This window comes from Aequorivita echinoideorum (genome assembly GCF_018476645.1).
GTDB classification, from domain to species: domain Bacteria; phylum Bacteroidota; class Bacteroidia; order Flavobacteriales; family Flavobacteriaceae; genus Aequorivita; species Aequorivita echinoideorum.
Window position 1 is genome coordinate 1 of sequence record NZ_JAHCTB010000002.1, and the last position, 19,464, is coordinate 19,464.

Here is a 19,464-nt window from a genome sequence, read left to right on the forward strand (position 1 = left end):
GGTGGCAAAAAGGAGGATCAACAGCCTGGAGACCACGATGGACATGACAAGGCTGGCCAGCGGGCCGTACCTCGTACAGGTGACCATAGACGGTAAGTCCGCTATGTTCAAACTGGTCAAAAACTAAGATAGTTTAATATTCGAGACCTGAATCTAGTCATTCAGGTCTCGATTAAAAATATTTCATTTCATCTTGATGAAATCAAATGAATTCAATCACGCAAATACACTTAAAACAATTACCTATGAAAAAATTATACTCTTACTTGAGTATGGGGATTATGTTTCTACTCTCAGCGACCCTTTCAGCTCAAGTTTTATTGCCGGAAAATTTTGAAGGCACAGGTGCTATGCAACCAGTACCGCCAGGATGGGTTTTTATTTCTTCCACCGCTTTTGAATCTACAAACGTTACTCCCTGTGAGGGCAACCGGTCTGTAAGAGTTGCAATAAGCTCTACCAATGCAAATCCATCGTTGCGTTCTGCAATACAGACTGCTACAGGTGATGATATAGAAATATCATTTGATTATAAACTTATCAACAATCCAGGTGGCGGTGCCACTCCTGCAGGTTTTGGGACATTTGATCTTCAATATACCGTTAATGCAGATGCCACTACTCCTACCTATACTACATATGCCGTAATTAATGGTAGCAATCACGTACCTTCTACCAATTGCGCCACACTTACCCATACCATTCCAGCGGCAAGTGTTCCTGCTGGTTCTAGATTTGCGTGGCGTATACGAGCCAACTGGGCCTCCGGAACTTATTTTTTATATGTAGATGATTTCTTGGCCGTAGAACAAGTAGATTGTATAGCACCTATTTACTTAGAGGCAGATAATATAACCTTTGACGAGGCGGATATTTCTTGGACTGATCTCGCCGGTGCCACCCAGTGGGAAATTGCTTATGGAGTTACAGGTTTTCCAAATCCTAATACATTTCCCCCAGGACCTCCATTCAGTATTGTTACAGGAACCACGACCAATCCTACAACACTTCAAAATTTAATTGATGGTACTGTTTATGATGTTTATGTACGCGCTATCTGTACACCTGGAGCACCCCCGGTTGCAAGCAATTGGTCAGGCCCCATAACTTTCCAGACGGTTGCTATAGGTACCGATTGTGATGCACCAATTACAATAACTTCACTCCCCTACAACCAGACTGACGTTGATACCGCAACCTACGGCAACGATTATACTGGAAATCCCGGAAATGGATGTGTTGGCGCTAACTACCTACAAGGTTTTGATGTAGTGTACAAGTACACACCCACTTCGGATGATTATTTGAATATTGCAATTTCTGATATTACTGGTGAAAATAATGTAGGCGTCTTTCTTTATACAAGTTGTGCCAATATAGGCACTAACTGTTATGAAGGTAGTACTACAACCACGGGTGATGATTTTGATTTTGATGTTTTTGTAACGGGCGGGCAAGATTACTTTATTGTAGTCTCCACCGCCGGAGCTAACACTACAACTGAATATACTATAGATATTGAAGGGTTTGATTGTGCTACATTTCCTGTACCAGACGGACAATCTACTTACGAATTTTTCAATCAACAGTTAAGTGCGTTTGATAATACCAATCAAGGTGTAGAACCAACAAATGATTTCGCAGATTTAAACTGGTATGAAAACAACAATGGTGTACCTGGTGCTTTGATACCCAATACTGCTGCCATTACACTTACCAATGGTGCGGTTTATTTTGTGAACCAATCCTTGGGAACTTGCCAAGGTCCATTTATGATGGTCACATTTAACGAATTTGATTGCTTGGGTCAATTGGCTATTTTAACCACGGACCCTGGAGATGAGATTTGCGGGGAAGGAACCACGACTTTGAGCGCCACTGGAAATTCTGACAATTTATTCTGGTATACAAGTGCATCAGGAGGTGAACCTGTAGGAACCGGAAATACCTTCGAAACCCCCAATATCAATGAAACTACCTCTTTCTGGGTAAGCGAGGCTTTTGTGGGTGAAGGAAATTTAACTGGTCAGGCCAATCCCGGCCCAACAACCATAAGCACTTCAACTCTTAACAATTATGGAGTAATAGTAAATGCTGTTACTGATTTTACTCTAGTAAATGTACAGGTTTTTTCTACTGCAGGTGGTGGCACAACTACTGTGGTTTTGAAAGATATTGGAGGAACACAACCAGACCAGCAAGCAACCTTTTCAATTCCATCAGGTTCTACGGCATCGCCTACGCCTGTAACATTAACCCTTAATTTTGAATTGACAAGTGGATCGAGCTATAGACTGTTAAAAAGTGTAGGGCCAGCATTGGTATATACAACGGCGGCAAATAGCTCATTCCCTTATGCGGTTGGAAACGTTGGGGAAGTAACGAGTGGCTCGACAAGTACGGGTACTTCTACATCTTATTATTATTTCTATAACTGGACGGTAATAGAAGACCAACCTTTATGCGAATCACCAAGAACCGAGGTTATAGCAGTTGTGAACGAGATTTTCGATGTGCAAGCGACTTCTACCAGCCCTACTGTATGTGTTGGTCAAAATGCCACTTTAAATGCTACCAGTACAGATATGGATTATGATTACACTTGGACTTGGAACGACCCATCCGGAGCGCCACAAACAGCTACGGGTGATCAAATACAACCCACAATTTTACAGACAACTACCTTTACCGTAACCGGTTTTAACCCAATTACTGGGTGTACGTCACCACCAGATACCGTAGAAGTTACCGCAATAGGTGCGGGCGATATTCCCGTTACCCCACAAACGGTAGAAACGTGTACTGGAAATATTATTGAATTAATTGCCGGTGGTGTTTATAATGATTTTAATGACATGAACACGGGTTGGACCACCGTAAATAATTCTACAGGTCCAGATAATCCTGCAGGTGCTGGGTGGAAATTGGTAAATTCACCTTATAGTCCAGTTGGTGGTATTATGAGTAATGATGATTCGCAATTTTATATTTCAATTTCGGATGAAGTTGGTCCTGGTGGAGCAGTTGATACCGAACTTATATCACCACCATTAAATCTAGTTGGTGTTCAAAGTGCGACACTCACATTTTATCATTTATATGATTATTTAGAGACAAAACCTACACAAGGTAGAGTTGAGATATCCGAGAACAATGGAAGTTGGGTAACCCTTAAAACATATTCATCAGACGTAGGAACACCCGCGGTTACTCCAAAGAATTTTGCATTTGAAACAATAGATCTAGCCAACTATACAGGCTCTGCCAATGTGAGAATTCGTTTTAGATATACAGGACAGTGGTCTTGGTGGTGGGCAGTAGATGAGGTAAATATTACCAGAAGCTATACCAATGGTACCATAACCTGGAATTCAACCAATGATTTATTTGTTGATCCCAATGCTACATTGCCCTATACTGGAGCTGCCACTGATAAAGTATATTTTAAAAGCGATGTGCCCGGAACATTTACATATAATGTAGAGTTAGATATATTTGGATGTAGCGCACCTGTTACGAATCAAGTAGTAATAACAGTAGAAGAAACACTTGCTCCAACCGGTCCAAGTAATCAAACCTATTCTTTTGGCCAAACCCTTTCAAATCTTGATGTAACAGGCCAAAATTTGAAGTATTACATTCTTGAAGATGGAGAGTATGTACAAATTTCTCCAAATTTCTTGTTGAGACATAATACCACTTATTACATCACACAGACACAGAATGGTTGTGAAAGCGAATTTTTAGAGGTAACAGTGGAATTGGATTGTCCCGCACCTACAGATGTTGATGTCAATGTTGAACTTGGATCAGATGGAGCTACTGCATCAGCTGTAGTGACTTGGAACGATCCTGCAGTGACAACTTCGGTACAAGGATATTTGATAGAGATTACAGATTCTGAAGGCACTATTGTTTATTCAGAAACAGTATCTGGTACTGCCAATTTTGAAATTATACAAGGGCTGGAGTTAAACGAATCATTTGATTTGATTATTTATTCAGTTTGCGATCCAGAAATCCCTGTATACAGCGAAGTCGAGTCTTTGGAATTTGACACCAACGGTATACTTAATACCAACGACTTTAGCTTTAATGGGTTTAGCTACTACCCTAACCCAACCAATGGTATTGTTACATTTAAAAATTCATTGCCTATGCAACGTTTAGAAGTATTTAGCGTTACCGGACAAAAGATTTTTGAAATTAACAATATTGACAATACCGAAACAGAATTGGATTACACTTCTCTAGCTTCTGGTGTGTATTTCACCGTTGTAACAGTTGGCGAATCTGTAGAAGTAGTTAGAATTATTAAGGAATAAGGAAAATAAAGAGGGTTTAGAAATTTCTAAGCCCTCTTTATTTTATAAATTGAGGAATAATGAAAATTAAATTACCACATAAAAAAGCTTTTTCTATGAGAAAACAAATACTAGTATTGATATTGGGTGTATTTTCCACCCTGTCCTACGGTCAATGCCCGACCCCTCCGCCCGCCCCCACCGTGGATTCGCAGCAATCTTTTTGCTCTGCTACGGCCTGGATGCTCATTGGAGCAAATGCAGACTATCTTTCAGACCTACAGGTCTTCCCAGATCAAGTAGGATGGACCCTAAACTGGTATGCAGATAATGGTGGAACCCAAGGCGCATCCATCGCAAGCCCCACTACAGAACTTTTAGTTTCTGGGACCGTATATTATCTTACCCAAACAGATGCTGCGGGCTGTGAAAGCCCTGCGGTAGCCATAACAGTAAGCGAGAAGGATTGCGGATGTATAAAAGATCCTGGCTTTGAAGACCAAAACGGAAATGAATCTGCTAGGGGTTATAGTTTTGTACAATTTCCAAATATTAATAACCATAAAACCTGCGGGCAAAGTATGCAGGGCGCAAACGCAATCAATATTGGCCCTACTCCAAATGTGATGACAGGTGACGTTGTCTATACCACGCCCGGTAATGATCCTAATGCTACGATTCCTCTTGCCAGAACAAACCCAGACAATTTGAGTTCGAACCACGCTATCAGATTAAACAGTAATACATCTGGCGCAAAAATTACGGCCATGAACAAAGAATTTATTGCAGGCCAAGTATTCGTATTCAATTTTGCACTGGTTCTTGAAAATCCAGCTGGACACAGTTTTGAAGAACAACCCTTTGCACAGATTAGACTTTATGACCAAAATAACAATGTAGTACAACAAAGATGTTTAGTATCAGACCCTAATGACTGTATTTTCATACCTGCGGGATCTTCCAGTACACTATATTCAGAATGGTCCTGTATAAAATTAAATACTTTTGATTATTCTGGAGAACCCTTGCGTGCAGAGTTTATAGTTTCTTGGTGTGAGTTGACCGCACATTATGGTTATCTATATGTGGATGATCTATATGCGGGAGATGATGATGCAAGCATTTGTGGTGATTCTTCATTTGGATATGCATTAATTGAAGATATAAGCCCTGCTGGCGAAAATTGCTTTATACCAGAGCCATCTACAGATATACAAGGTTGTGGAAGTGGTGTAACCGCCAGCATTCCTGGATTTCCTCTACAAGTTTGCGGTTCTTACGATGCCCCAATAAGCCAAGGACCACCACCATCACTAGAAGATATTACTCTAAATATAATCCAAAATGATAATATTGTGGGTACGGTAACAAACCCAGCTCAAGGTAATGGACCCAATACTTTTTGTTTTACTCTAAATGAGATAGATATAAATGTGTTGCCCTATGGAGATTTTACATTTGATCTAGAGATTGATTTTGAGCTTGATTGCGGTGTACCTTATAACTTCTTTATTGATGATATGAGTAGTGTTAATCTTTGTCCCACAGCAGGTTGCCCACAACCGCTTACATTCTGTGATACTAGCGGTACAGGATTAACCACCTTTGATCTTACCGATGCAGAAATTGATATTTATGGCAATAACTGGCAACAGGGAGATATCATCTTAAGTTATTATGAAGATGAGGAAGATGCGCACGATGCCGTAAACCCTATAGCGGACCCCACAACTTTCCAAAATACAATTCCATTTGGACAAACGGTATATGTAAGACTGGATTGGGCCATACCACAACTTACAACAGATTGCTATTATCTAGCAGAACTTGATTTGTTTGTAAATAGATTGCCAAATCTTGATCAACTTCCAGACGAATTTACAGTATGTGATGCTGACTTTTCCGTTACCTTATCGGGAACACCGAGCAACTTACCAGATTTGCAGGATATCTCTTATCAATGGTTTAGAGACGGCAATCAACTACCAACTACTGCGAGTTTCTACGATGCAACAATTCCTGGAGAGTACACGGTTATCGTTTCAAATTTTGACTGCGAAGTTACTCATACCTTCACAATTGAATTGATAGAGTTTGATGTTGATCTGGGAGATGATATTACAGTATGTGATGAGGCGAACATCGTGCTTAATGCAGATATAATTGAAGGTCCTGATACGGATCCAATTGATATCAACGATGTAACTTTTGCTTGGAGTACTGGTGAAACTACTCAAAGTATCACTGTAACCCAATCTGGTACATATACCGTAGATGTAACTTATGAAGATTGTACACAAAGCCAAACCATTAATGTAAGCGTAAATGATGTTACGGTGAATATTGGAGAAGATGTAGTTTTGTGTGATATTTCAGATGGATATCAACTAACCGCGAATGTATCTGGTGCACCTACCAATCAAACAAGTTATTTATGGAGTACAGGTGAAACCACGCAAACTATTACAGTTTTTGATTTTGGCACTTACACAGTTGATGTAAACTTTAATGGTTGCACGGCAAGCGATTCAATAAACATTACTCAAGCTGCTGCTCCATTGATTACTTTAGGAGACGATGTTACCAAATGTACAGGAGATGAAATTACCTTGTCTGTTCAATTTATAGAGCCTATAGACGGCGATATCACCTATAGCTGGTTCTTAGATGGAGGTCAGCTAATGGAAACTGGACAAAGCATTCAAGTTACAGAGTTTGGTATATATACGGTTAACGTAAACAATCAAGGATGTGTTGCTGAGGCAAGTATAACTGTAAACAGATTTGAAAATAATGCGGATTGTTTAATAAGCCAAGGTATCTCACCTGATGGTTCTCCTGGACAAAATGACAACCTCGATCTTAGTTTCTTGGCTTCTCGTACAGGAATCGAGAAATTAGAAATATTCAATAGAAATGGAAGATTAGTTTATGAATTCCAGAATTATACCAATCAATGGGTAGGTCAAACTACTGATGGAGAGGAATTACCAACCGGTGTTTATTTTTATGTTATAAACCTTTCTGGCAATGATCCAGTTTTTGGAACAAACACCAATGGATGGATATACATTAACAGAGCTGTAAACTAAAAATTTCAAATTGAGCAACAAACTCTCCCTTTCTCAGAAAGAGCGGGGTTTGTTGCTTATTATTGAATATGCATTAACTAATGAAAAAATATTTTAAATGAAAAAAGCCTATTTAGCAACCGCATTATTAATTTTTCTGGGCATCAAGTATGCTAATGCTCAGCAGGATCCTCAGTATACCCAATATATGTACAACATGAATGTTATAAATCCTGCATACGCTGGTTCGAATGAGGGATTAACAATTACAGCGTTGTATAGAGATCAGTGGTCTGATATAGACGGAAACCCAAGAACTATTACCGTATCAGGGCACTCGCCAGTGGGCAGTAATGTAGGTTTGGGTCTCTCTGCAATAAATGATGAATTAGGCCCTGTGAAAGAAACCAATGTTTATGCAGATTTTTCATACACTTTACGCCTGGGAGCATCTGCAAAATTAGCATTAGGGGTGAAGGCCGGAGCCACATTTCACGATGTAGGATTGGCGGGACTTCAAGTTCAAGATCCCAATGACCCCTTTTTCTCACAAAACATCAATAATACCTATCCAAATATAGGTGCAGGAGCATTTTTCTATACTGATAATTTCTATTTAGGATTGTCTGTACCCAATATGCTCAACTCTGTACACATTGATGAAAATGGTTTAAGATATGGTTCAGAAACACAGCACTATTTCGCCACTGCCGGATACGTATTTCAAGTTTCTGAAAACTTTAAGCTAAAACCATCGACAATGGTGAAATCTGCTTTTGATGCACCAGTTTCTTTTGATGCTAACCTAAATGCACTTTTCTTTGATAAATTAGAAATTGGAGCATCCTATCGATTGGACGACTCTTTTAGTGGAATTGTGGGCTTTCAAGCAACAGATTTCCTAAGAATTGGATATGCTTATGATCGAATTGTATCAGACTTAGATGTCTATACGGATGCATCACATGAGATTATTCTAACTTTCGATATTTTGTTTAACAAGCGTGTTTTGCGCTCTCCACGATTCTTTTAATCTACATAATCTAAATCATGAAAAAAATATACTTATTATTATTTCTTGGTATTGCAGGAACTTTTATCTCCACAGCCCAGAATAGAGACACAAAAAAAGCAGATCAACATTTTGATCGTTTAGAATATATTAAAGCTGCTGAAGAATATGAAAAAATTGTAGAGAGAGAAAAAGCTGATGAATACGTTTATACCAGGCTAGCAAACTCCTACTATTACATAAATGATACTCAGAAAGCTGAACCTTATTTTAAAGAAGCTGTAGCAACAACCAATAATCCAGAAACTGTTTACAGTTATGCCCAGACATTAAAAGCCAACGGTAAATCTGAAGAATCCAATATTTGGATGAAAAAGTTTGCTCAAATGGCTCCAAATGATTCTAGAGCAATAGCATTCAATGAAAATCCAAATTATATTCCGAAATTAATGGATAAGGCTGAAAAATTTGAGGTAAATATAGTTGGTGAACTTCAAAGTGAACATACTGATTTTGGTGGTGAAATGCTTGGAAACAAATTTTACTTTACATCTTCAAGAAATACGGCAAGAAAAAACCATAAAATGAACCAAGAACCGTTTTTGGATATTTACGAAGCTACAAATACCGCAGGAACATTTACAGATATTAAACCACTTAAAGGTGATGTAAACACGAAATTCCACGAAGGAGTTTTAAGTTTTTCAAAAGATGGAAAGCGTATGTATTTTGATAGAAATGATTATTTTGACGGAAAATACAAAAAAAATGAAGAAGGAATAAACCAACTTAATATCTACTACGCCGAACTTGTTGATGGAGTTTGGAAGGATATACAATCGGTACCATTCAATAATTCAGAATATTCTGTAGGTCACCCTGCCGTGAGCGCAGATGGCAAAACATTATATTTTGTTTCTGATATGCCAGGAGGTTTCGGGGAATCTGATATCTACGAAGTTTCAATAAATGATGATGGTTCATTTGGTGAACCCAAAAATCTCGGAAAAAATATAAATACCGAAGCAAAAGAGGTTTTTCCTTTTGTTGGAAAAAACGGTACTTTATATTTTTCGAGCAACGGTCATTTAGGGTTAGGTGGATTGGACGTATTTTATGCAGAAGAGTCTTCAAATGGCTTTGGTAAAGCAATGAACCTTGGAAGCCCAGTTAATGGAAAGTCTGATGATTTTGCTTTTAAATATGATGATACTTCAAAAGAAGGTTTTGTATCCTCAAATCGAAATGGGGAAAAAGACAATATTTTTAAATTGAAAGAAATATGCTCTTCGACAATAGAAAGTATTGTAATAAATGAATATACTAATGAGCCCCTATCTGGCGCCAAAGTTGATCTTTATGACTCAAACGAAAATCTTCTTTCTTCGAAAATTGCAGGTAACGACGGTCGTGTGAGTTTTGAAGTTGAATGTGACCAAGATTTTGTAGTTCAAGGTAGTATGGCAGATTTTGAAAGCAACGCAGTGACTGGTTTAAAATCAGACAAATCTAAAGTGGCCGCAGAAATTAAACTAAGACCAATTGAAGATATTATTGTTGAGGACAAAGTTGTATTAAATCCAATTATGTTTGATTATGACAAATATAATATTAAGCCACAAGGTGCTTTAGAATTAGACAAGTTGGTTCAACTAATGAAAAAATACCCTAAAATGGTAATTAAAGTTGAAGGACATACCGATAATAAAGGTCCTGCAGAATACAACAGAGACTTATCTGACAAAAGAGCAAAGTCTACTGTACAATATGTAATTTCAAAAGGTATTGATGAAAGTAGAATTAGCGGGGAAGGCTTTGGCGAAAGTCAACCAATATTTGACTGTGGAGATAGTTGCACCCCAGAAAAAGATGCAAAAAACAGAAGATCTGAATTTATAATTATTAGCAGATAAAATAAAAGTGCATCAAGCAATCTTTTTGTAAAAGCGGAAGACTTAACTTCCGCTTTAATTTTTAATACTAATCATATAATCACCTCCTAAACTTCAACGGAAGATACACGACGCTTTTGGTCTCAAAAAAATCTTCTTCAAAAAAATCGATTAATGGAAATATAGAAGCATTACGGTACAGCTGAAGTTCTTCAGAGAGGTCACCCCCTTTTAGATAGAGGATTCCATTTTTGCGTTCGTGTTGACTATGCTTTGCAATTTTCCCTTGAACCCAGTGAACAAAGGTTTCCATCTGTGCTACTGCACGGCTTACAATAAAATCGTATTTCCCATTTAGGGTCTCTACCCTATCATTTGTTGTTTTTACGTTATCCAGTTTAAGACCTTCCACAACTTCATTTACTACTTTAATCTTTTTTCCAATACTGTCTACCAAATGGAAGTTGGTTTCCGGAAAAAGTATGGCCAAGGGTATCCCTGGAAATCCGCCACCGGTTCCTACGTCCAGAATATTGGCATCAGGTAAAAAAGACTGAACTTTGGCAATTCCCAACGAATGCAGCACATGACGTAGATAGAGTTCATCAATATCTTTCCGGGAAACAACATTTATTTTGAGATTCCAGTCTTCGTAAAGAGATTGCAGAAGCGCAAATTGTTTCTTTTGCGTTTCGGTTATATCGGGAAAGTATTTTAAGAGAAGTTCCATATTCATTGTTAGCCTACAAAAGTATATTATCTTTCAGAAATTAATGTGTATTTTTGTCGCTCTCTATTATTTGGCAATAAAAACATTTTCATTTTGACCCCTACCCCATTGGCATTTTCACGCGTAGATACCGCAAAGTTCTTTAGGACTTTGAACAAGCGCGTAAACGATTATTTCAAAGAAAATAATATTTCTAAAACCGGTAACTGGAAAATACATCTTAAAACAATTATCATGTTTTCCCTTTACCTTACCCCCTATTTTTTGCTTCTGACATTGGATTTACCGTGGTGGCTCCAATTAATTTCAGCAATAGTAATGGGAATTGGAATGGCAGGCGTAGGAATGAATGTAATGCATGATGCCAATCACGGCGCGTATTCCTCCAAAAAATGGATCAACAAGGTAATGGGCGGCAGTATGTATATTCTTGCCGGGAATGTTTATAATTGGCAGGTACAGCACAATGTGCTCCATCACACCTATACTAATATACACGGCCACGATGAGGATCTGGAGGCCGGAAGAATTCTTCGGTTTTCAAAACACGCCAAATGGCATTGGCTTCACAAATTTCAGCATTACTACAGCGTTCTTTTTTATGGTTTATTGACATTTAACTGGGTATTTACGGTAGATTTTTTCCAAACGCGCAGATATTTGAAGCAGAAGCTAAGCTACGGTAAGTTTCCAAGCCCCATAAAGCAATGGAGCACGCTGGTAATCACAAAAATTATTTATATTTCTTTGTGGATTGTCATCCCCATATTATTCTTCAATATAGTTTGGTGGCAAATACTCATTGGTTTTTTCATCATGCATTATGTGGCTGGAATAATACTCAGCCTTGTTTTTCAACTTGCTCATGTGGTTGAGGATACGGAGATGATGTTGCCGGATAGCAGCGGAACGATGAAGAATACGTGGGCCATCCACCAACTTTTTACTACCGTGAATTTTTCCACTAAAAATAAGTTTATGAATTGGTTCACAGGTGGCTTAAACCATCAGGTTGAGCATCATATTTTCCCAAATATAAGCCACATCCATTACACAAAAATTTCTGAAATAGTAAGAAACACAACCAAGGAATTTAACCTTCCCTACAAAGAATACGAAACAACCCGCAAAGCAATTATTGCCCACTTTAGACATCTGCGCGAAATGGGAGTAAATCCTGCATTATCAGTATAAAAATATGGACCAAAGACTTTCCAAGAGAGTAAATGAAATGGCAACTTCAGCCACACTTGCTATGGCAGCCAAAACAAGGGAATTGAAAGAACAGGGCAAAGATATTATTGGTCTAAGTTTGGGCGAACCTGATTTTACAGTTCCTGATTTCGTGAAGGAAGCTGCTGTACAAGCCATACATGATGATTACCATTCCTACAGTCCCGTGGATGGCTATGGGGATTTAAAGCAGGCAATTATTACGAAATTTAAAAGAGATAATAATCTTAATTATAAACCTTCACAAATTGTAGTTTCCACCGGTGCCAAACAATCTCTGGCAAACCTGATGATGGTTCTGCTAAATGATGGTGACGAGGTGTTGCTTCCGGCTCCCTATTGGGTGAGTTATGCTGATATGTGCAAGCTCTCCGGAGGTGTGCCGAAGGAAATTCCAACTTCCATCGAAACTGATTTTAAAATCACTGCCAAACAATTGGAAGACGCCATTTCACCGGCTACAAAGGTGATTCTGTACAGTTCCCCTTGCAACCCAAGCGGATCGGTTTATAGTGAGAAGGAATTGAGACAATTGGCCGATGTGCTGGTAAAACATCCAGATATTATTGTAATTAGTGACGAAATCTACGAGCACATCAATTTTACTGGTGAGCACGCCTCTATGGCGCAATTTGAAGATATGTATGACCGTACTGTCGTTGTAAATGGTGTGTCAAAAGCCTATGCCATGACAGGTTGGAGAATTGGTTACATAGGCGCTCCAGAATGGATTGCGCGAGCTTGCAATAAAATGCAGGGCCAAATTACAAGTGGAGCCAATTGTATTGCGCAACGCGCTACGATTACGGCACTTGAAAATCCGCCGAGCAAGATTAAATATATGATTGATGCCTTTAAGGAGCGAAGAAAAATAATTCTTGATCTTCTTTCAGAAATAAATGGCTTTAAAACAAATGAACCCGAAGGTGCATTCTATGTTTTTCCAGATATTTCATTCTACTTTGGAAAAACCCTTCGTGGAAAGAATATAAACACCGCATCAGATTTTTCATTGTTTTTATTAGAAGAAGCTGGCGTTGCAACCGTTACCGGCGAAGCTTTTGGCGACCCAAACTGCATCCGTATTTCCTATGCAGCTTCAGAAAATGAAATTCGGGAAGCCATGGCTCGCATAAAGAAAGTGATGGATTAATATTAATTATGTAAAGCAATATCAAATGGTTAAAGTTAATCTTTAACCATTTTTTTTTTGCGGAATATTTCTATTTTTAAGTCCCTCAAAAAAACTAAACTCTTATTACAACCCTAAATTAGCATTCTTAATGAAAACTAAATTTACATTTTTATTCTTCTTCCTCACATTCGTCGGGTTGCAAGCTCAGGAAAAAACGAAAGCAACGTACGTTGGCAAGATAGGCTCGGTAGTCCACGTTCCTTCGATTGCCTCACAAAATAATTTACAGCCGGCACGCGTGAAGGAGGCAGTGATGCAAGATGGACGTGCTTCAAAAAATTTGATCGTTCCCGGAAAGGATAGCCAGACAGAAGATGATTATTTCGTTAGAAATCCCAATGCTTTGGAACAAAAAATTGACGGTAAAGCCCCCACTTTAGTATTTGATGCCGCAGCTTCCAGTTCGCAACCTACAGATCCATCAATTGGTGTTGGTCCAAACCACGCGGTTGTTGTATTCAATACTGGATTTCGAATTTTTGATAAGTCTGGAAACCCCTTAACTGGTCAATTAAGCCCAAATCCTACCATATTTCCGAATGGTGGATGTTGCGACTTGACCATTTCGTATGACAATGCTGCGGATAGATTTGTTATGTCTTTTTTGGGAAATGGCGCGCAGATTGCCGTTTCCGATGGTCCAGATCCATTAAATGATGGCTGGTATGTGTATACTATTCCACAAATAAATGATTATCAAAAACTTTCGGTATGGAGTGATGGTTATTATATGACTGACAATACTGGAAGCACGAATAAAATCTATGCAATGGAACGGGATAAAATGCTAACTGGTGATCCATCTGCGCAAATAATTGGTTTTCCATTGCCGGGAATCGTGACAAGCGGTTTTTACAGCCCACAAGCCTTAAACGTTACAAATGATAACCTACCCGCCACGGGAAGTCTACCCATTGTATATTTACAGGACGATGCTTGGACAGGAGTATCACAGGATCACGTAAAACTTTGGACGGTAGATGTAGATTGGGCAACCCCAGGCAATTCAACAATTTCAGCCCCCATAGAATTGATTACTACTCCTTTTATTTCTGTTTTTGACGGAGGAAGTTTCTCAAATTTGGCACAACCGGGCGGAGGTGCAGATATTGATGCCTTACAAGCTACGGTAATGAATCAGGCACAATTCAGAAAATATAGCGGTCATAATTCTGGAGTATTCAACTTTGTAGTAGATACAGATGCCAGCAATGGTGAGCTTGCCGGAGTTCGTTGGTTTGAGATAAGACAGCCAGCAGATGGCCAACCTTGGAGCATTTACCAGGAAGGAACCTACACCTCACCCAATGGAAAACACGCCTGGCATGCAAGTATGATGATGGATGTTCAGGGGAATATAGGAATGGGTTATACCGCTATGGCTGGACCTACAACTGCCAATCCCACGAATTTCCGTGTTAGTTCATATTATACAGGGCGTTTTGCAAATGATCCTCTAAACACAATGACCGTTGCCGAAGAACTAATTGCAGCTGGAAACCAAAATATTCCCGGACTTCGCTATGGAGATTACAGTAAAATCGATCTTGATCCATCTAACGATAAATCTTTTTGGTTCATAAATGAATATATGAACAGCGGAAGAAAAGATGTGGTCGGGGTTTTTCAAATCGCACCAAATTTCAATAATGATGTAGGTGTTGTAAGTATAGATTCACCTGTAACGGGAACACTTTCAAATGCAGAAACGGTTACTGTAACCATATTTAACTATGGGCAAAATAGCGCCTCAAACTTTCCGGTTACATTCCAAGTTGACGGTGGCGCCGTAATTACAGAAACTTTTACGGGAACCATACCCTCAGCCACAACCGCACAATATACTTTTACCGCAACGGCTAACTTGAATAACGTAGGCCAAACGTATTCCATTTTCTCTGAAACAAATTTGGTTGGAGATGAGGACACAGGAAATGACGGAACTACCGAAACCGTAACATTCCTTGAACCCAATGATATTGGTGTAACGGCCATAACTGCTCCCAACTCTGGGACCAATTTAAGTGCCGCAGAAAGCATTGTGGTTACCATTACCAACTTTGGTGGAGAGCCCCAATCAAATTTTGATGTTAGTTATGATTTGGAAGGAACCGTGGTTACCGAAGTTGTTTCTGGACCACTGGCCGCAAATTCTTCAACTACATATACTTTCACACAAACTGGAGATTTTTCAGCATTTGGAAATTATGACCTTACTGCTTACACTTCGCTACCCAACGATAGCGATACTTCGAACGATTCAACTTCCAAAGTGGTAACAAACCAAAACTGCCAGCCAGTGGGAGATTGCTCACTTGGTGATGGATTGCGATTGGTACAACTTACAGATATCAATAATCCTTCTGAATGTGAGGGTTATGCTGATTTTACGGATCAAGTTGCTGTACTTGAGCCGGGCACAACTTATGATTTGACTTTAACTACTGAATATGGGGACCAGCACGTACGTGTCTGGGTAGATTTCAACGATGATTTTCTTTTCACAAATGATGAAATAGTTGTGGCCGATTATGTTATAGCTCCTGGACAAGGTGGTGGTTCTTACACTGAAACAACAGATTTTGTAGTTCCAGCAGATGCAACTTTAGGCCAACATTTAATGAGAGTAAAAACCAATTGGAATGCCGCTGTACCAGATGACGCATGTGAAGAAACTACATATGGCGAAACGGAAGATTACACAGCTCAAATTGGCGTTCTTACAGCAGGCGAAAACAATCTAGATGAATCAGAATTCACAGTTTTAAGTCTTGGAAACAATATTTTTGATGTAAATCTTAACACTACGACTTTTTCCGAAGATTTGATACTTACTGTTTACAACACTTTGGGCCAAAGATTGCTATTCAGAAAAATTGAAAATAGCGGTGATGGATACCATTATAAACTGGATATGGGTTATGTTTCTACAGGTGTTTATTTAATAAGACTGGGAAATAAAACCACCGGAAAAATTAAAAGGATTATTGTTGAATAATTTTATAAACTAAAAACAGAAAAGCCCAAAACATCTTCCGTTTTGGGCTTTTTAATTTGCTTGAAAATTTCTTTTAAAAATTTATCTATTTCTCCAGAAAAACGGAGTCAATAGAATTAGTACGGTGAAAAGTTCCAGTCTTCCTATCAACATTAAAAAACTGGACCACCACTTGGCCGCCGCTGGCAAATACCCATAATTATCAACCGGTCCCAAATCACCCAAAGCTGGACCAATATTCCCCAAAGTACTCGCCGCCGCACCCAGCGCCGTCTTAAAATCCAACCCCAGCCAAGCAAAAACCAATGTTCCCACAATAAAGGAAAGCATATATAAAATGAAAAAGCCAAGAATATTGAAAACAATAGGTTGCGGAATGGCTTTTCGATTATACCGAACTGGCAAAATAGCGTGAGGATGAAGCGTTCTTTTGAATTCCAAAACTCCATTTTTAATCATAATCAAATGCCGCATCACTTTAATTCCCCCAGCCGTAGAACCTGCGCATCCACCCAAAAACATTATTCCGAAGAAGAAAAGTGTTAAGAAAGGCGTCCAAAGGGTATAATCTGCACTAATAAAACCCGTGGTTGTAACAACCGTTAAAACCTGAAAAAACGCGTGGCGAACGGCACTTTCAAAAGCACCCAAGACCTGGGGATGTTCAATGGATGAAAGCGTAACATCTGCCTGAAAATAAATAAGTAACGCCGCAATAACACTGAGCCCTATCACAAAAATGCTATACAGCTTAAATTCTTCATCCTGAAATATTTTTTGAAATTTTCTCTTAAAAGCGAAATAGCTGAGTACAAAATTACTGCCCGCCAAAAACATAAATACGATGATAATGTACTGAATGAGCGGCTGATTGTTCCAATACGCGACGCTGGCATTTTTGGTTGAAAATCCCCCGGTGCTCAATGTTGCTAGCGAATGGTTTATGGCGTCAAAAAAACTCATTCCGGCAAGTTTAAGCAATACTGTTTCGGCTAAAGTATAGCCTACATATATAAGCCACAATCGCTTTGCTGTGTCCGTAATTCGTGGATGAAGCTTATCCCCTCCTGGGCCCGGCGCTTCGGCGGCAAAGAGTTGCATTCCTCCAATTCCCAAAAGGGGCAATATGGCTATCGCCAAAACAATAATTCCCATTCCACCAATCCAATGTGTTATGCTTCGCCAGAAAAGTACTCCCTTTGGCACAGCTTCAATATCACTTAAAATGGAAGCGCCTGTGGTGGTAAAACCACTCATTGTTTCAAAAAAAGCATTCGTAAAACTGGGTATAGCGCCGGTAAAAATATATGGCAAGGTGCCCACGAGAGCCATAAATATCCACCCGAAAGTAACTATAATATATCCCTCCCGCTTTTGGATTTCCTTTCGGTGATTCTTGGTGACGTACATAATTGCGCCGCCAACGATTAGGGCTACAAGGCCTGCCCGGACCATATCGTTAAATACGCCATCCTCATAATACCAACTTACCAATGAAGAAAGCATGATAAATCCGCCATTTACGGCGAGCAGCAATCCCATTAAATGTGAAATGATTTTATAATTGAGCTTGGATAGCGAACCCATTATATAAAGAGTTTTTCAACTTTACTGATGGACTGTGGAAGACAACAAACCACTACTCTATCGCCGCTTTTAATTTCGAAATCACCCAAGGCAATAATACCTTCACCATTGCGCACCACGCCTCCAATAATTGCTGAAATAGGAAAATCGATATCCTTGATTCTTTTATTGCTCACTTTTGAATTGGGCGAGACTATGAATTCCAAAAGTTCGGCATTCATATTGTTTAATTTGGTCATTGCCACAACATCTCCTTTTCGCACATATCTAAAAATATTATTGGCCGCAAGCAATTTCTTGTTTATCAAAGTATCAATGCCTATGGAATGCGAGAGCTGGAAGTAATCCATATTTTCCACGAGGGCAATTGCCTTTTTCACGCCCTTGGATTTTGCTACAAGGCAAGACATAATATTTGTTTCACTATTTCCGGTTACGGCAATAAAAGCGTCCATTTCTTCAATAGATTCTTCCTGCAGCAAATCTACATTTCTACCATCGCCATTAATTACAAGGCATCCGGGAATATCATCGGCAATTTCAAAAGCTTTATCCTTGATACTTTCTATCAGTTTTACCTTGAATTTACTTTTGCAAAGATCCTTTGCCGTTTTATAGCCTATTTTGCTTCCGCCAAGGATCATCACCTTTTTTATATCTTGATGTGATTTTCCCGATAGCTTAAAAATTTCCTTTACCCCTTTTTCAATAGTTGTAAAATAAACTTGGTCGCCATCCTTAAAAATAGTATCGCCGCGCGGAATTATAGTGTACTGCGTGCCAAAACGCTGCAGCGCGATGGGCACATATTTCAATTCAGGATACATTTTCCCGATTTCCTTTACGGATTTTCCCACGAAGGCCGAGGTTCTGGAAAGATTGAGCCCAATCATGGTTAATGCTCCTTCCTCAAACTCAAAAGTATCATTGAAAGCGCTTTGGTTCAACAATAATTCAATTTCAGTAGAGGCTAGGGATTCTGGAGAAATAAGTTCATCAATACCAAATTTGGTAAAACCCACCTCATCTTTCCTTTCAATAAATTCAGTATTGCTTATGCGGGCAATGGTACGCTTGGCGCCGAGTTGTTTCGCCAAAACGCAAACGGTAATATTTGTGGTCTCGCTGGAAGTAACCGCGATGACCAAATCCGTATCATCCACGCGGGAATCCTGCAAAACTGAAATGGAAGTGGCATCACCACGGATGGCGCGAATGTCCAAATGTGTGTCTGCATTGGCAAGCGATTCCCGATTTGTGTCAATTAACGTTATGTCCTGCGATTCAAAAGAAAGTAATTTTGCCAAATGAAAACCAACTTCTCCCGCACCGGCAATAATAATTCTCATCCAATTTTATAAATACGTGTCTCCAGTCCAAAAAAAATATGGGTAAAAGCACAGTTAGGCCACAAATATAAAGAAATAAAACCCATTGGCTCA

General features: G+C 39.2%; 10 protein-coding genes. 7 read left to right on the forward strand and 3 right to left on the reverse strand.

Features of this window, described 5'->3' with window-relative positions:
- The first annotated feature begins 245 nt into the window (after positions 1-245).
- The 4 genes from KIV10_RS03685 to KIV10_RS03700 all read left to right on the forward strand — a co-directional run bounded on the left by KIV10_RS03685 (position 246) and on the right by KIV10_RS03700 (position 10,300).
- Positions 246-4,325 (forward strand): Ig-like domain-containing protein, encoded by a 4,080-nt coding sequence (locus KIV10_RS03685; RefSeq protein WP_214112155.1) that lies wholly within the window; start codon positions 246-248, stop codon positions 4,323-4,325.
- Positions 4,326-4,420: 95 nt separating this feature from the next.
- On the forward strand, positions 4,421-7,396 hold the full coding sequence (locus KIV10_RS03690; RefSeq protein WP_214112156.1) for a T9SS type B sorting domain-containing protein: 2,976 nt from the start codon (positions 4,421-4,423) through the stop codon (positions 7,394-7,396).
- A gap of 97 nt (positions 7,397-7,493) precedes the next feature.
- A complete protein-coding gene (locus KIV10_RS03695) occupies positions 7,494-8,408 on the forward strand; it encodes a PorP/SprF family type IX secretion system membrane protein (RefSeq protein ID WP_214112157.1) in 915 nt (304 codons plus the stop codon).
- 17 nt (positions 8,409-8,425) lie between these two features.
- Positions 8,426-10,300, forward strand: coding sequence for an OmpA family protein (locus KIV10_RS03700; protein WP_214112158.1), 1,875 nt, complete (start codon positions 8,426-8,428; stop codon positions 10,298-10,300).
- 79 nt (positions 10,301-10,379) lie between these two features.
- Here the strand turns inward: KIV10_RS03700 and rsmG are convergent, their stop codons facing one another.
- Positions 10,380-11,009, reverse strand: coding sequence for a 16S rRNA (guanine(527)-N(7))-methyltransferase RsmG (rsmG, locus tag KIV10_RS03705; protein ID WP_214112159.1), 630 nt, complete (start codon positions 11,007-11,009; stop codon positions 10,380-10,382).
- A gap of 93 nt (positions 11,010-11,102) precedes the next feature.
- Here rsmG and KIV10_RS03710 point away from each other — a divergent pair, with 93 nt between their 5' ends.
- The 3 genes from KIV10_RS03710 to KIV10_RS03720 all read left to right on the forward strand — a co-directional run bounded on the left by KIV10_RS03710 (position 11,103) and on the right by KIV10_RS03720 (position 16,435).
- Complete coding sequence (locus KIV10_RS03710) at positions 11,103-12,203, forward strand: fatty acid desaturase family protein (protein ID WP_214112160.1); 1,101 nt, start codon at positions 11,103-11,105, stop codon at positions 12,201-12,203.
- 4 nt (positions 12,204-12,207) lie between these two features.
- Positions 12,208-13,395 (forward strand): pyridoxal phosphate-dependent aminotransferase, encoded by a 1,188-nt coding sequence (locus tag KIV10_RS03715; RefSeq protein WP_214112161.1) that lies wholly within the window; start codon positions 12,208-12,210, stop codon positions 13,393-13,395.
- Positions 13,396-13,525: 130 nt separating this feature from the next.
- Complete coding sequence (locus KIV10_RS03720; RefSeq protein ID WP_214112162.1) at positions 13,526-16,435, forward strand: GEVED domain-containing protein; 2,910 nt, start codon at positions 13,526-13,528, stop codon at positions 16,433-16,435.
- Positions 16,436-16,516: 81 nt separating this feature from the next.
- On the opposite strand, the gene KIV10_RS03725 is transcribed toward KIV10_RS03720, so the two are convergent.
- Positions 16,517-18,022, reverse strand: a complete 1,506-nt coding sequence (locus KIV10_RS03725; RefSeq protein ID WP_214112163.1) for a TrkH family potassium uptake protein — start codon at positions 18,020-18,022, stop codon at positions 16,517-16,519.
- Positions 18,022-19,371 carry a Trk system potassium transporter TrkA gene (gene trkA / locus KIV10_RS03730; protein WP_214112164.1) on the reverse strand — a complete coding sequence of 450 codons (1,350 nt, stop codon included), beginning with the start codon at positions 19,369-19,371 and terminating at the stop codon, positions 18,022-18,024. The genes KIV10_RS03725 and trkA overlap by 1 nt, the downstream gene beginning before the upstream one ends.
- Positions 19,372-19,464: the final 93 nt, after the last annotated feature.